Annotated in this window: 13 protein-coding genes; 4 read left to right on the top strand and 9 right to left on the bottom strand. The window is 25.6% G+C overall.

Annotated elements, in window-relative coordinates; translation table 11 throughout:
• The first annotated feature begins 129 nt into the window (after nucleotides 1–129).
• The gene (spoVB, locus tag DR020_RS09405) at nucleotides 130–1,656 is read left to right on the top strand and encodes a stage V sporulation protein B (RefSeq protein ID WP_112365804.1); all 1,527 of its coding nucleotides are present in this window, start codon (nucleotides 130–132) and stop codon (nucleotides 1,654–1,656) included.
• Between the two features lie 32 nt (nucleotides 1,657–1,688).
• Here spoVB and DR020_RS09400 read toward each other — a convergent pair whose 3' ends face one another.
• The 6 genes from DR020_RS09400 to DR020_RS09375 all read right to left on the bottom strand — a co-directional run bounded on the left by DR020_RS09400 (nucleotide 1,689) and on the right by DR020_RS09375 (nucleotide 9,822).
• Nucleotides 1,689–3,302 (bottom strand): putative polysaccharide biosynthesis protein, encoded by a 1,614-nt coding sequence (locus DR020_RS09400; protein ID WP_112365803.1) that lies wholly within the window; start codon nucleotides 3,300–3,302, stop codon nucleotides 1,689–1,691.
• Between the two features lie 17 nt (nucleotides 3,303–3,319).
• Nucleotides 3,320–4,294 (bottom strand): RluA family pseudouridine synthase, encoded by a 975-nt coding sequence (locus DR020_RS09395; RefSeq protein ID WP_055257075.1) that lies wholly within the window; start codon nucleotides 4,292–4,294, stop codon nucleotides 3,320–3,322.
• A gap of 96 nt (nucleotides 4,295–4,390) precedes the next feature.
• The gene (locus tag DR020_RS09390; protein ID WP_112365802.1) at nucleotides 4,391–5,587 is read right to left on the bottom strand and encodes a M20 metallopeptidase family protein; all 1,197 of its coding nucleotides are present in this window, start codon (nucleotides 5,585–5,587) and stop codon (nucleotides 4,391–4,393) included.
• A 122-nt stretch (nucleotides 5,588–5,709) separates the two neighbouring features.
• Nucleotides 5,710–6,894 (bottom strand): MFS transporter, encoded by a 1,185-nt coding sequence (locus DR020_RS09385; RefSeq protein WP_112365801.1) that lies wholly within the window; start codon nucleotides 6,892–6,894, stop codon nucleotides 5,710–5,712.
• A gap of 144 nt (nucleotides 6,895–7,038) precedes the next feature.
• Nucleotides 7,039–7,875 (bottom strand): hypothetical protein, encoded by an 837-nt coding sequence (locus DR020_RS09380; RefSeq protein WP_112365800.1) that lies wholly within the window; start codon nucleotides 7,873–7,875, stop codon nucleotides 7,039–7,041.
• A 159-nt stretch (nucleotides 7,876–8,034) separates the two neighbouring features.
• On the bottom strand, nucleotides 8,035–9,822 hold the full coding sequence (locus DR020_RS09375; RefSeq protein WP_112365799.1) for an ATP-dependent helicase: 1,788 nt from the start codon (nucleotides 9,820–9,822) through the stop codon (nucleotides 8,035–8,037).
• A 187-nt stretch (nucleotides 9,823–10,009) separates the two neighbouring features.
• Between DR020_RS09375 and DR020_RS09370 the strand changes: the two genes are divergently transcribed.
• The gene (locus tag DR020_RS09370) at nucleotides 10,010–11,479 is read left to right on the top strand and encodes a nicotinate phosphoribosyltransferase (protein WP_112365798.1); all 1,470 of its coding nucleotides are present in this window, start codon (nucleotides 10,010–10,012) and stop codon (nucleotides 11,477–11,479) included.
• A 46-nt stretch (nucleotides 11,480–11,525) separates the two neighbouring features.
• On the opposite strand, the gene DR020_RS09365 is transcribed toward DR020_RS09370, so the two are convergent.
• Nucleotides 11,526–11,759 carry a hypothetical protein gene (locus tag DR020_RS09365; RefSeq protein ID WP_055257081.1) on the bottom strand — a complete coding sequence of 78 codons (234 nt, stop codon included), beginning with the start codon at nucleotides 11,757–11,759 and terminating at the stop codon, nucleotides 11,526–11,528.
• 461 nt (nucleotides 11,760–12,220) lie between these two features.
• Between DR020_RS09365 and DR020_RS09360 the strand changes: the two genes are divergently transcribed.
• The gene (locus tag DR020_RS09360; RefSeq protein ID WP_112365797.1) at nucleotides 12,221–12,646 is read left to right on the top strand and encodes a transcriptional regulator PerR; all 426 of its coding nucleotides are present in this window, start codon (nucleotides 12,221–12,223) and stop codon (nucleotides 12,644–12,646) included.
• A gap of 50 nt (nucleotides 12,647–12,696) precedes the next feature.
• Here DR020_RS09360 and DR020_RS09355 read toward each other — a convergent pair whose 3' ends face one another.
• Nucleotides 12,697–13,929 (bottom strand): type 2 periplasmic-binding domain-containing protein, encoded by a 1,233-nt coding sequence (locus tag DR020_RS09355; RefSeq protein WP_112365796.1) that lies wholly within the window; start codon nucleotides 13,927–13,929, stop codon nucleotides 12,697–12,699.
• Between the two features lie 102 nt (nucleotides 13,930–14,031).
• Here DR020_RS09355 and DR020_RS09350 point away from each other — a divergent pair, with 102 nt between their 5' ends.
• The gene (locus tag DR020_RS09350) at nucleotides 14,032–14,928 is read left to right on the top strand and encodes an FG-GAP-like repeat-containing protein (protein WP_112365795.1); all 897 of its coding nucleotides are present in this window, start codon (nucleotides 14,032–14,034) and stop codon (nucleotides 14,926–14,928) included.
• A gap of 56 nt (nucleotides 14,929–14,984) precedes the next feature.
• On the opposite strand, the gene DR020_RS12250 is transcribed toward DR020_RS09350, so the two are convergent.
• A partial coding sequence (locus DR020_RS12250) for a hypothetical protein (protein WP_112365794.1) occupies nucleotides 14,985–15,593 on the bottom strand: 609 nt, incomplete at its 5' end.

Raw genomic sequence — 15,593 nt, 5'->3', positions numbered from 1 at the left:
TAATTATATAATATTTTTACATTTTTTTCCATAAAAAAATTTAGATTTTACTCATTTAAAACTTCTAACATAAATCTAAGCTTTACAGAATAATATTAAATAAACATTATAAGGTGGTGTATTATTTAAATGATTAAAGATAATTTTTATAAAAACTCCTTTCTTTTAACTTTATCTAATCTTGCTACAGGAGTTTTAGGTTTTATATTTTCTATATATCTTTCAAAAATTTTAGGTCCGGAAGGAATGGGTCTTTATGGGCTTGTTATGCCAATATATAATCTCTTTATTTCTATAATGACTGCTGGAATAGTAGCTGCTATATCTAAAATTACAGCTGTTTACTCTTCCAAAAATAATTATCATGATATTATACAAACTATGAAAGTTGTAGCGATATTTAATTTTATATGGTGCTTATTTATAGGAATTTTAGTATTTTTTCTATCTCCCACTATAGCTAATTTTTGGATTAAAGACCCTAGAACTGTAAAAGCTATAATGGTTACATGTCCTGCTATGATTTTTATTGCCCTTTCAAATATCCTTAAGGGATTTTTTTATGGAGATTCTAAAATAATTATGCCATCATTTATTGATATTTTAGAAAAATCGTTAAGAGTTTTTATTTTAGCCATCTTAATTTTTATGTTTAAAGTAACAACATTAGAGGGATTGGTTACATTAGCTTATGTATCATTATGTCTTGGTGAGCTTCAAAGCCTTATACTTTTATTTGGATATTTTAAAATTACGATTAGAAAATATCCTAAAAACATAGTAAAAAAAGAGAATAGTCTTCAACTTTTATTTAATGTGCTTATAATATCATTTCCTTTATGCCTAAATGGATTTCTACTTAACATATTTAGCACTATATCAACTATAATGGTGCCAAGACGTCTTATAAGTACAGGACTTAGTTATTCTCAAGCTTTAGCCCTTATTGGCAAATTTGGTGGTATGGCACTTTCTATAATCACCTTTCCCATGATTATAGTAAATTCTATAAATACTTTACTTATCCCTAATTTATCCCAAACTTTAAGCAAAAAAGATTATACTGGAGCCACTTTAAGAATTAAACAGGTATTAAAAATTTCATTTTTAATTGGATTGTTTACAGCTGTACTTTCTCAATGTGTTTCTGACTCCTTAGGCATTATGTTTTTCGGAAGAGATGATTTAGGTAAAATGATACGACTATCAGCACTTGTTATGCCACTTGCTTTCGTATCATCTACTATGTATGGTATATTAAATGGATTAGATAAACAAAGCATAATTCTTAGAAATAATATTTTTATATCTATCTTAGAAATAATTTGCTTATTTATATTTACAGGAATACCATCAATAAATATATATGGGTATATACTTACTATGCTTATTTCATCTATCGTATCTTTATCTATAAATATTCATGAAGTATACAAGAATATAAATCTTGAAATATCAATAGGAAAGTTGCTAATATATATATTAATATCTATTTTATCCTGTCTTATTGTTAAAAATTTTATATTAAATTTTTTAACTTTAGATTATAGAATCGAAGTAATTGTTGCATTTGTTATATTTTTTATAATTTTTTCTTTTTTAATTTTTGATAATAAGATAAAAAGAATTCCTAAAAATAAATATGCAAAAAAATAAAACCATGCAGAATTTACATGGTTTTTTTATTTTTATCTTAAACGTTTCTTTAAAAATCCTGGAAGTTTTCTTATAATTTTAGGAGAAATGTCTTCTAAATCTCCTCTTCTAAGTCCACCTGTATATACAAGTACGCAAAGGTAAACAAAGCTTGCAATGACAACTATTACTATTAAAAGTACAAGACCTATTAATGCGTCTAAACTCTCTAGGTTAACAAAAAGACCTAGTCCTTGTTTTATAGCTATAATTAATATGCTCATGCAAATAGAAGCTAAAAGTGGTCTAGCTAAGAGCTTAATTATTGAAATTTTAATTTTTAAACTTTTTTGCATTCTAAAATGATTCAAAATTAAAATAGTTAAAAAGGCTAAAACTCCACCTATTACTGCACCATAGATGTTTATTGCTGGAATAGCTACAAGATACATATCACATAAAAATTTGACTCCCACTCCAATTGCAAGAGCTATAAGTACATAATAAAATTGATTTACACTTTGAAGTATTACATCTTGTATCAAAACTATTCCCATTAAAGGTATTATAGCTGATCCTACCATCATAAGTCCTGAACCATCTGTTTGAGCATATAAATATTTATAAAGATCTGGTGCTAAGATAGCAAGTCCAAAAGCTGCTGGTACTGAAACTATGTATGCCATTCTTAATGCAAAATTTATCTTATCTTTAACTAGCTTTTTGTCCTTTAAAGCAAATCCTCTAGCTATAGTCGGCATAGCCATATATCCTAAAGAGGTTATAAATACCATTGGTACATTGTAAAGGCTTTTATATCTAGTTGATAAGAATCCAAAAAGAATTGTTGCTTCCTTATGGCTAAAACCTGCCACAATAAGCCTATTACTTACAACTAGCATATCTATTATGCTCCCTAGATTTTGAAGACCAGTACATAATGTAATTGGTATTGCATATTTTAATAATGTTCTAAATATTTCTTTATTGCTTTGCCTTTCAATATCTGGATTTTGTTTATCTCTTGCTTCTCTTTCGCCACCATAAATATTGTATATGTAAACTAAATAAATTAAAGCAATTAAAGCTCCAACAGATGTACCTATTGTTCCTCCTGCTGCTCCAAAAACTGCTCCAAATCTCATTAAAACATAAGCACATGCAAGACTTAAAACAACATTTATAACCTGTTCTATAACAGTTGTTACAGCCAATGGTTTTGCTTGATTTCTACCTTGAAAATATCCTCTATATGTAACTAATACTGTAGTTATTAGTACTGTAGGTGATAAAAATATCAATGGATAAACAAGATCTGATGATCCACTAATTTCGGCTAAAAAATGAGAACCAAACATTAATGCTAATGTAAATACAGTTCCTATAACAAGAAATATAGTTCTACTCATTTTAAATGTTTTTATAGAGTCCTTATAGTTACCTACAGCTTCAAGTTCTGCTACATGTTTTGATATTGCAACCTGTATCCCTACATTAGTAAGTGCGTATACAAATACAAATATTTCATATGTTTTACCATATATCCCCATACCATAATCACCAATTATTCTTGTAAGTATAGGTACATATATTACAGATAATACTTTAGATACTATACTTGCAATAGATAGTATGGCAAAACCTCTTCCCATTGAATCACGTTTCATCTTAAGTTCTCCTGTCTTTAAATTGTAAATTTAAATACATCCTTTTTTATTCTTTTAAATATAGGTGGAAGACCCTCAGCTATTGTTTTGTTTTTTAAATAATTAAACTTCTCTGGCACTTCCTTAAAGTTTACTTTATATGCATAAAGAAATTGATAATTTAAACCATATTTATTATCAAAAAATGAATTTAATTCTTTATTTCCATATTTAAAATCTCCTATAATTGGATTTCCTAAAAAAGCTAAATGTGCTCTTAATTGATGACTTCTTCCAGTTATAAGTTCAATTTCCAAAAGTGAGTATGCTCCATTTGTTTGTATAATTTTAACATCCATAGCTATCTTCTTAGTATTTGGCTTCATATCATAAAATACTTTAGATACATTATTTTCTTCATCTTTTGTGATAAATGCTTCGTATCTACCTTCATTTATTTTTCCTTTTACTAAAGCACAATAATATTTTCTAATCTTCCTATCCCTTATAAGTTCATTTAAAATCTTTAAAGATTCAAAATTTTTCCCAAAAAATACAAGCCCTGAAGTATTTCTATCTAATCTATTGCATGGTGCTGGAGTAAATGTAATTTCATTTTCTGGCATATAATCACCTTTTGCATTTAGATATGATAATACATAATCATTTAATGTTAACTGCCCATTTTTCCTATCAGAGTGAACCAAAACTCCTGGCCACTTCTCTACTAATAATATATTTTCATCCTCATATGCTATTTGAAGAGAATTAGCATTTACTTGTTGAAAATTTAACTTTTTCTTTTCTTTTTGTATGTTACTTTGTAAATACTTTATCTCTATTAAATCTCCTTCATTTAAAATATATTTTTCCTTTTGTTTTGCCCCGTTTATTCTTATATCTCCTTTTCTAAGCGCTTTAAATATTGCACTTAAAGGTACATCTTTTAAATATTTTCTTAAAAATTTGTCTAATCTTTGTCCTGCTTCATTAGAACCTATTTCTATTTTCAATATTATCTCACTCCTAAATTTTTTTGAAAAATAATGTTAAATGAATAATTTTTAATAAAATTATTCATTTAACTCACAGTATAGATTATTATTATTTTATCTATTTGTCAAATAATTAAAAGCAATTTCACTTTGAAGTGCAACTCCTAAAGCTAAAGCACCCTCGTCTATATCAAAAAGACTATTGTGCGCTGAATGTATTATATTTTTTGCTTCATTTCTAACTCCTAGAAAATAAAAAGCTGACGGTTTTTCAAGAGCAAAATACGCAAAGCTCTCAACCCCAAGCTTTGGTGCTTCTTGCTCTAAAATATTTTCTTCTCCTAAGATAGTCTTAGCACTTTCTCTAACTAAATTAACTGTTTCATTATCATTATAAAGACAAGGATAACTTTCCTTTATGTTAATTTCATAATCACCTCTCATAGCGCTACATATTGATGATACTATCTCTTTTACTCTCTTAACAGCATAAGCCCTATCTTCTAAGCTCATAGTTCTTATAGTTCCACTTAATTTCACTTCATCTGGAATAATATTTTCAGCAGTTCCTCCATTTATAGTAGATACTGTAACTACTGCTGGATTTACAGGTTTTATTTCTCTACTTACTATTGTTTGAAGGGCTAAAACAACATGAGATGAAATAACCACTGGATCTATTGCCATATGAGGATATGCACCATGACCTCCTCTTCCCTTTATTGTTATAAAAAATGGATTTGATGCAGCATTTACAACCCCTTCTTTAACCATTATCTTACCTACATCTAACGTTTCTTCTACATGAAGTCCTACTATTTTATCAACTTTTGGATTTTCTAATACCCCCTCATTAATCATAAGTGGTGCACCACCTGTAGTTTCTTCTGCTGGTTCAAAAAACAATTTAACACATCCACTAAATGAATCCTTGTGTTTATTCAAAATTTTAGCAACGCCTAAAAGAATTGTTGTATGAGCATCATGTCCACAACCATGCATCTTTCCCTTTTCTTTAGATGAATATGAACAAACCTTCTTGTCCACCATAGGCAACCCATCTATATCTGCTCTTAAAGCTATGCACTTTTCTTCTTTATCCTCTTCCTTTTTCATTCCTTTTATAATTGCACAAACTCCTGTCTTAGCTACCTCTAAATAAGGTATATTCTCATTTTTTAAGAAATCTTTTATTATTTTTGATGTTCTATATTCCTCAAACCCCAATTCTGGATGTTCATGAAAGTCTCTTCTCATCTTTACAAGTTCATTATTTATTAATAAAGCCTCATCCTTAAAATTAATTTTCATAATATATCCTCCTAATGCTATTATAATAATATTATATAGAACTTTTTATTATTTATAAAACTAAATATAAAAAAACTGTATTAAAAATAATAAAACTTATTTTAATACAGTAACCTTATAAACTAAGCTAATTTTTTATTTTCTTCTAATTTTCCATATCCTATTATCACACAGGCAATAATAAGTGCTGCTATAGATATTGGAAATAACAATTCTCCATATCCTACCTGTAATAGATAACCTCCTAAAATACTACCTATTATTTGTGGAACACATAAAAATATATTATTTATCCCCATATATTCTCCAATTTTTTCTTTAGGTGCAACTTCAGGTATTAACGCATAAAATACCACTTGCATTATTACAAATCCAATCCCAAAAAGTATAGCAAATATCCAAAGTGTATAAAGGTTTGATACATTCCACCCTATTATAAAACCTGCTATATATATAATGCATGCTATAAAAAATATGTACTGTTTATTCCATTTATCACACCATATACCTACAAATAATGATAAAATCAATCCTATCACCGTAAATGATGTTAAAGCTAGGCTTATTTCACTACTTGTAAAGTGATTAGCTGTTACATAATATGGAATCCAAAATGGAGTGATAAGCCCATAAGCTATATAAAAGAAAAATGCAGTCATAAAAACTCTCATTGCTTTTTTATTTTTTATAAAGTCAAAACTCAATTTCGATTTTTGTTTTACGTGTGCATTATCTTCCCTAACAAAAATACATGCAATTAAAACGGGTATCATAACACAACATAAAATTAATATGAATGGTAATTCTTTATTTATATAAAAAAGATATACCCCTACAAGAAACAATATAGTTCCCCCTAATGAATAAAAAAGTTTCCCAAGTCCATTAACTGTACCTATTTGATTTTTCTTCACCGCTTCTGGCATCCATGAATAATATGAACCTTGTAAAAAATTTAAAGCTCCATATATACCAAATGTTAATAAAAATAATACTATGTAATTAGAAGAAAATCCAAACAAAAGTAAAAATACTGAACCTAAAATTCCTCCAAATAATACCCATGGCTTTCGTTTTCCTATTTTAAAATTACTTCTATCACTTATTACCCCAGATAAATAAGGAAATATCATTCCAGTTACCGGTCCTATTGCACTTATAATGCCTAATTTGAAATCTGATGAAGTAATTGATTTAACTAAAAGTGTCAAAACAGTACTTTTCATATTCCATGATAACCCAAGTCCCAAACTAGGTAAAGCAATTAAAATAGGTGTTAAAATACTCCTATTCATAACTTTATTCATAAAATCTTTCTCCTTTGTATTTTATATATAAAAATAAATATGGTATAGCTACTAAGTATCTACACCATATTTATAATAACTCATTTGAAAATAATTTAAAAGTTAATTAAAATTAACTTTTACTAAACCAATTAAATTTAAATATTATTCCTCTTTATCTCTTTCTCTTTTTTTAAATAAACCCATAAACTTTTTCTCATTTATCTTCTTTATATGCTTCTCTAGCATTATGTTTTGTTCTTCTATTTCAGCAATATTCTCGTTACTTTCCTCTAATTCATCTTCTAAATCTTTTATTCTCTCATCTTTCATTTCTAATTCTTCTAATTGAGATTTAATTTTACTATTTAATCTGATATTTTCTTTTTCAACATCTAATATCTTATTGTCTTTTATGTTTAACTCACTTTTTATATCTATTATTTCTTTTTCTAATTCTCTTTTTTCATCTCTTAACTTGTTATATTTTTGTACTTCTTCTTGCTTTAAGTCAACCTTATCTCTTTCTAAATTAAATACTTGATTTTCTAAAATAGTGCTTGTATTAACTGCTTCTATAATTTCTTTGTTTAATATATCAACCTTATTTTTTAATTCTTTAGATTCATCAGTTGCTTTACTGCAATAAAACTCTATTCTTTTTTTGTCTTGTTTCATAAATAAAACTTCTCTTTGAAGTTCTGAATACTCCCTTTCCTTATCTACTAACGCCTTTTTACTCTCCATAGCTTCATTAGCTACTAAATTTAACTTTTCCCCTAATCTTTCATATAAAATTTTTAAAGATTCATAATCAGATTTTAATTCTACATAATCTTCTTTAATTTCTCTTAATTTAACATCATATTTACCTTCTGCTATGTCGTTTATTACGTTATCGCTTACTCCTAAAATATTTCCAATATCAGCATTGCTAACTCCTCTGTCTGATAATTCTTTTACTATTTCCATTGTTTTTATGTCTAAAGATTTTTCCGCCATTTTTTATGTCTTTCCTCCATTTTATTTTTCACTTGTATAATTTAACTACTCATAATATTATACTAGTTTATTATAATTATTAAAATACATAATTACCTCTAGAATATAATTTATCCATTAATCTTATTTCATTTCATAAAATCCTTACATAAATAATTCTCAAACAGATAAGTCATCTACAAAAGGTGTAGTATTTTTAGAAATTTTATTAATAAATTTAGGACTATAAATATATAAATTATCTATTGCTCTTGTAATTCCAACATAAAAAATTCTTCGCTCCTCTTCTAAATTATTTGAATTTTTATGAGGAATATAATCATCAACTGCATTTATTAAAAAAACATTTTTAAATTCCATTCCCTTAACCCCATGTATTGTACTTAAAACTACACAATCTTCATCTTTTTGACTATTTACTTTTAAACTCTCTTCTACACTATATACATGGCTTAAAAAATCTTTAATATTTCTAAACTCTAAAGCTCCATCTTTAAATTCTTCAACTATACTCAAAATTTCTTCCTCATCTTGCTTATACCTATCGCAATAATATTTTATATACTCTTTATAATCCAGGTCGTTTAATATACTAATTATAGCTCTCTCTGGTGTCTTTTTATTTAAAGCCACTATATTTTTTCTAATATTTGTAAGATTCTTTACTTGAAATGGATGAATATCACAATTATCAATTAACAAATCAAAAACATCTGCACTTTCTTTACTATTTGAAATTTTTTGAAGATGATTCTTAGATATATATCTAAAAGGTTTATTTGCTATATTAAAAAACGATTCTTTATCACATATATTTATAGAAAGTTTTAAATAACTTAATAAATCTTTACATATAAAATGATTATAAAAGTTATACTCTGAATCTAATACTTTAAATGGTATTCTTGATTTTATAAAACTATCTATAATTGCTCTAGATTCAATATTAGTCCTATAAAGCACTGCATTATCCTTAAAAAAATTCTTATCTTTATTGTTAACAATAATTTTAACAATATCTTTTCCCTGTTCCCTCTCATTTGCAATTCTAAAAAAACTTGTTTTCCCCAAATTTTCTTTATGATTTATAACATCCTTATCATTTCTTTCTTTATTCCTTCTTATAACACTTTTAGATAAATCCACTACGCTTTTTGAGCTTCTATAATTATATTTTAAATAAATCTTTTTCACGTCTGCAAATTCCTTATCAAAATTCACCATATATGTGGGTGATGATCCACGAAAAGAGTAGATACACTGATCTTCATCTCCAACACAGAATATATTTGTATTTATAAGCTTTAAAAAGTTTATTTGCGTTATATCGCAATCTTGAAATTCATCAACCAAAATATATTTAAATTGCCTTTTATAGTAATTTAATATATTTTTGTTTTTCTTTAAAATATTATACGTTATATTTTGAAGATCATTAAAATCTAAAAGATTATTTTTCCTTTTATACTTCTCATAAGCTTCATAACATCTATTAAATATATCTTCAGAAGTATTTGAAAAATCTAATTCTATATTAGATTTTTTTAAACATATTAAATTTAACATTTCTTTTACTTTATTATCACTTATATCTTCATTAAAACTTTCAAGTTGTTTCTTTATTATAAAAAATGCAGTATTACTATTTATTATGGATATATTTTTATAAATTCTTACTAAAATTTTATAAAAAAGTCCGTGAAATGTTCCAAAAAACGGTATATTTTCGTCTGAATAATTCTTCTTATATCTATTTTCCATGCTTTTAGCAGCAGCCTTAGTAAATGTTATAACTATAATATTTTTGTAATTTATCCCCTCTTTAGAAATACAATGATTAACCTTATTTAAAATAACACTTGTTTTTCCAGACCCTGGAGGTGCAACAACTAAAATACTTTTTCCTTCTTTTTTAACCGCCATTGATTGAAACTTATCTAATTTCATTATCTACTCCTTAATAAACAATTAATTTAATCTTTTTAAAAATAATTATAGACTTATACAGTATAAAATATCCATAATTTTTACAATTTTATTCATTTTTCAAATAATAATTCTAAATATATTGTAATAAATTAATCTTATGGTTAAAATATTTATTATAACATTAAATTAAGGAGATTCTTTATTTATGAAAAATTTTGACGTAAAAAACGCTAGAAACCTTACCATGTTAGTTGACTTTTATGAACTTACTATGGGAAATGGTTATTTTAAAAACGGTTTAGAAAATAAAATAGCTTACTTTGATATGTATTTTAGAAGAGTTCCAGATGGTGGAGGTTATTGTATAATGGCAGGCCTTGACCAATTAATTGATTATTTATCAAATTTAAAATTCGATGAAGAAGATATAGAATATTTAAAATCTAAAAATTTATTTTCTGATGAATTTATAAACTTTTTAAAAGATTTTAAATTTAGTTGTGATGTTTTTGCAGTTCCTGAAGGAACTCCTGTTTTTCCAAATGAACCACTAGTGACTGTAAGAGGCCCTGTTATTCAAGCCCAATTTATAGAAACTATGATACTTTTATCAATAAATCACCAAACATTAATTGCAACAAAAGCAAATAGAATTTGTAGAGCCGCTAATGGACGACCTGTTATGGAATTTGGTTCTAGACGTGCTCAAGGGTATGATGGGGCAATTTACGGTGCTAGAGCAGCTATTATAGGCGGATGTTCATCGACAGCTTGTACTATAGCTGAACAACTATTTAATGTTCCAGCTGTTGGAACAATGGCTCATAGTTGGATACAATTATTTGGAAATGAATATGAAGCATTTAAAGCTTGGGCAAAAGCATACCCTAATAATTGCACATTCTTAGTTGATACCTATAATGTTTTAAAATCAGGTGTTCCAAATGCTATAAAGGTTTTTGATGAAGTATTAAAACCTCAAGGTATAAGACCTGCTGCTATTAGAATAGATAGTGGTGATATAACATACTTAAGCAAAAAATGTAGAAAACTTTTGGATGAAGCTGGATATTCTGATTGTAAAATACTAGTTTCAAACTCTTTAGATGAATATATAATACGTGATGTATTAAATCAAGGTGCTGAAATAGATGCTTTCGGTGTTGGTGAAAGACTTATAACTGCCAAATCTGAACCTGTATTTGGAGGAGTTTATAAGTTAGTAGCTGTTGAGGATAACAGCGGAGATATAATTCCTAGAATTAAAATAAGTGAAAATGAAGAAAAAATAACCAATCCTGGGTTTAAAAAAGTTTATAGATTATTTGATAAAGACTCACATGCTGCTTTAGTTGATTTAATAGCATTATCTGATGAAGAAATCAATTTAAATGAAGATTTAGAAGTGTTTGATCCTATTCATGTATGGAAAAGAAAAACTATAAAAAATTATTATGCTAGAGAGCTTTTAATTCAAGTATTTGATAAAGGTAATCTTGTATATAACTCTCCTTCTGTTATGGATATTAGAAAGTTTGCACTAGAAGAAAGTACAAAACTTTGGTCTGAAACTTTAAGATTTGAAAATCCTCATACTTATTATGTAGACTTATCAGATGGGCTTTGGAATTTAAAACATAATCTACTTCATAGATATTCTAACATATATAAATAATATTAAAGCTATTAAAATAGATTTTTATTTTAATAGCTTTAATTAATTAGTATTTCTTTATATATATAATATCAGTTAAAATATCCTCTTCAATCCCCTTAAAATCTATATAAGAATCTATATCGTCTATATTTATAGCTTTTTTCCCTTTATTTTTATGCTCTTGTGACAAATACAAAGAAAAAATACAGTCTTCATTAGTATTTTCTTTATGCATTGGACATTTAGAGTAACATTCAAACTTTCTATTACCGCTTGACCAAAATGGACAAATGCTCATTCTTATCCCCCCAACTGTAAAATTTTCATACCCTTTTATAATTATATACTATTATTATAAAAAAATAAAGTTTTTTATAATAAATGAATTTATTTACATATTTGTTTTTATTGCAGTTGTTAATTTTTTGTTTATTATTTATTATCTGACTGTATTAATTATTTATTTTTGTTATACTAGTATAAGTGTATTTTCAAATCCTTACAAAATAAAAAAGAACAGTATTTCTGTTCTAAAAATAAATATAAATATAAATAACTCAAGATGAAATGAACATAGATTAAAATAATTGTTAATGTATTAACAATTATTTTAATTTTACCATATCAATGTTAATTTTACAATAGTTTTCATATTATTAATAAATGTATCAATTATTAATCTCTATCTCCAAATAATATTTGACAGATAATAATTGTTATTATATAATATATAATATCTTGTTTGTAAGGATGATACGTATGGATAATATAACTTCTATATTTAGAGAAAAAAAATTAAAACTTACTCCTCAACGAATTGCTGTTTACAAGTATTTAATGGGAACAAAGGAACACCCATCAGCTGAAATCATCTATAAAGCTCTTCAAAAAGATTATCCTACTATGAGTTTAGCAACTGTTTATAAAGCTTTAAAAACTTTAGTAGAGGTTAACTTAATACAAGAAATCAACGTAGGAGAAGGAAATTTCAGATATGATGGAAATTCAAGTGAACATTGTCACATACAATGTCTACATGGCGGAAGAGTTGACGATTTAGAAGAAATGGATTCTAAAAGTTTAAACGAAAAAGCAGAAACTCATTCAAAATACAAAATTGTTTCAAACAAAATATACTTCTATGGAATATGTGAGGATTGCCAAGGAGAAAGTTTTAATAATTAAAAAAACCAAGTTAAATGCTTGGTTTTTTTAATTTATTTTAAAATCTAAAATTATTTAAATACTTGCTCCACAATTTCTTTCCAATAATTTGGGCTATATCTATCATAATCTAAAATTTCTATAAGCTTATCATTCAAGGGTTTCATAAATTTTTTAGGAAGATTTAAAAAATAAGGTATATTACTTTCATTTCCTTCTGTAATAGATGTTAAAAATACTTTATTTAATCCAGTTAAATTGGAATCAGCCTTTTTGTTTCCTGTTAAAATTCCTTTTTGAGCTATATCATTATAAGTGCTATCACTTATCAAATAATCAAAAAATCTATTTATCCCTGCAATATTTTGTGAACTTGATGTAGCACATACTGTATATCTAGACAGTATCGGCGGAGTTACCTTATAATTATTTATACCTAAATTTGATAAAGACTCTATATTTTCGTAGGATAAATTTTTTGCAACATCACTAGTTGTTATTACCAGTGGAATTTCCCCTTCATTTAAATCATTTAATACATCCAAATTAGATTGTATGAATTTTTTTTCATTTATTTTATAACTATTGTTTAATTCACTTAATTCTTTAAACATATTAGGTATATCAACTACATCTAAATATTTGTTTTTATCCCCATTATATATACTAACTAAATTATTTTCTTTTATGATACTATTAGAAACTATAGAACTTATAGCTAAATTTATATTCAAATCCTTAGGCAGTACGTATGGAATTTTAAAATCTTTATTTTTAATCATTGATTTTATAAAATCTATCTTATCATTTTCTGCAAATTGATTATTTAATTTATTTTTGTTATATAAAATTTCTATACTACTTGGTAGAAGCCCCATACCTAAATTTTTATTTCCTACCTTTCCATATGCAAAAACTATATCATAAAACTTGCTTTGTGATTTATTTTGATTAAAGTAGCTAGTTAAATCTTTTATAAGTCCATACTCATTTAACGTTAAAAAGGTTTCTCTAGATGATATAATCACATCATATTTTTGATTAATTATATTATCTTTAATATTTTTTAAATCATTACTATTAAATATATTTACTTGATAATCTTTATGAGTATTTTTGAAATTCTCTAGAAGCATTTCTATGTACTCAAAACCTTCTAAATCTTTTGTCTCTATAACTATATTCAAACTCTTACTATTATTTTGAGGAGTAGAATTTATATTTTGGCATCCCTGCATTGCAATTAAAACAAAAACAATAATGAAACTAATAATTATATTATTAAAAATTCTTTTTTTATCCACTAATAACTCACCTATTTTCTCTTTTTTTATTTTATATGTTTATTATGTCTATTTATAAATAAATATATAAATATGACCATATAATTTTATTGAGGTGATTTAATGAAATTTAATGTAATTTTTATAAAAATTAAATCTTTAATTTTTACATTCTGTCTATCTATCGTTATTTTATTTAGTTTTTTACTATCAAATAAACTTTATCAAAATAATCTCACTAGCATCCCAACCGCTACTAAACCCCAAGCTGAAGAATATTTAAAGTGTGATTTAAATGGAGACAATAAAGATGATTTAATATATATAAGTTCTAAAGATAACATCTATTATATGGAAGCACATATAAACAATAAAACATATTTTTTTAATACTAAAAATCCAAATACTTTAGGAACTTATAATATATCTTACCCTTTATCTGTTAAATTGATAGATTTAAACAATGATAACATTCCAGAGATTATAACAGAAAGTTCTTTAAACTCTGCATCTATTACTCATATATTTATGCTTCATAATAATGAATTTAAAGAAATCTTTTGTTCTACAAACAATTTTTTAGGAATTTTAAATTCTTCTAATTATGCTTCCCCCATTTTAATTTCATCATCATTAAATACTCCATCTGAAAACTTAAACACTTACATTTTAGATAATAATATTCTAAAAAATATATCTATAAATAATTTATCATTGCAAAGCCTAAATATTATAAATAATATTATTTCTTTTATTGAATCTAGTGAAAATACTTACGATAATATCTCAAACCTTTTTAGCAATAATATCTCTAGTTTAGAAATTTCTTTATTACAAAATTTAAAAACAGATGGCTACTCTTATATTCTTGAAAATTGTTTTTTAGAATCTACATCTTCTTATTCTTCACTATATACCTTAACATTTAAAAAATATAACGAATATGAAAATAACAAGTTTATATTAAATATTGGCATTGATAAAATCAACGATACACTATTAATAACTTCAATAAAATAAAAGGTCGCTTATGCGACCATAAAACTAACTTTATATTCTTACTATTATTGCTCATCTTAATAAATTATTTCTCCGTTTTTATACATCTCTATAACTCGTTTTAAAAACCTTTTTCTATCATCATTCACTAAACTCCTAACAGCTTTTAACATTGATAAATTTGGATCTCCATCAAGTTCTGGTTCTATTATTTCAACATCTATATCATCATACTCGACATCTTGATTTTGATAATTATTATTAAAACCATTTGAACTTGTGAAATTGTCTGTTGTATTATTTGTGTTGTTAAAAGTTTGACTGTTATAATTTTGTGCATTGTTGTTATAGTTTTGGGCATTATTCATATTGTTCAACATATTTAAAAAATATGAAAAATCCATATTGTTTTCATTTGAATTATTGTTCATATTATTTGTAACATTGCTAAAATCATTTTGACCAACTTGAGGATTAGAATTTTGATTTAAAAGATTTCCTAAAGAATTTATATCAAATCCATCTCTATTCATTGAATTCATGATATTGCTTATTCTTTCAACTTCATTAGGATTTATACCCAACATCTGTAACATTTGAGGATTTAAACCCATAAAATTATTATTATTATTATTATTATTATTATTATTATTTGAAGTATTATTATCCTCTCTTGATTTACTTCT

This window comes from Sarcina ventriculi (assembly GCF_900456775.1).
Taxonomy (GTDB): domain Bacteria; phylum Bacillota; class Clostridia; order Clostridiales; family Clostridiaceae; genus Sarcina; species Sarcina ventriculi.
Note: the sequence above shows the minus strand (reverse complement) of the source record. Positions and strands in the feature narration are given on the sequence as shown.

Coding starts and splice junctions, on each gene's coding strand:
- spoVB (WP_112365804.1), top strand. CDS start 130: ATGATTAAAGATAATTTTTATAAAAACTCCTTTCTTTTAACTTTATCT.
- DR020_RS09400 (WP_112365803.1), bottom strand. CDS start 3,302: ATGAAACGTGATTCAATGGGAAGAGGTTTTGCCATACTATCTATTGCA.
- DR020_RS09390 (WP_112365802.1), bottom strand. CDS start 5,587: ATGAAAATTAATTTTAAGGATGAGGCTTTATTAATAAATAATGAACTT.
- DR020_RS09385 (WP_112365801.1), bottom strand. CDS start 6,894: ATGAATAAAGTTATGAATAGGAGTATTTTAACACCTATTTTAATTGCT.
- DR020_RS09380 (WP_112365800.1), bottom strand. CDS start 7,875: ATGGCGGAAAAATCTTTAGACATAAAAACAATGGAAATAGTAAAAGAA.
- DR020_RS09375 (WP_112365799.1), bottom strand. CDS start 9,822: ATGAAATTAGATAAGTTTCAATCAATGGCGGTTAAAAAAGAAGGAAAA.
- DR020_RS09370 (WP_112365798.1), top strand. CDS start 10,010: ATGAAAAATTTTGACGTAAAAAACGCTAGAAACCTTACCATGTTAGTT.
- DR020_RS09365 (WP_055257081.1), bottom strand. CDS start 11,759: ATGAGCATTTGTCCATTTTGGTCAAGCGGTAATAGAAAGTTTGAATGT.
- DR020_RS09360 (WP_112365797.1), top strand. CDS start 12,221: ATGGATAATATAACTTCTATATTTAGAGAAAAAAAATTAAAACTTACT.
- DR020_RS09350 (WP_112365795.1), top strand. CDS start 14,032: ATGAAATTTAATGTAATTTTTATAAAAATTAAATCTTTAATTTTTACA.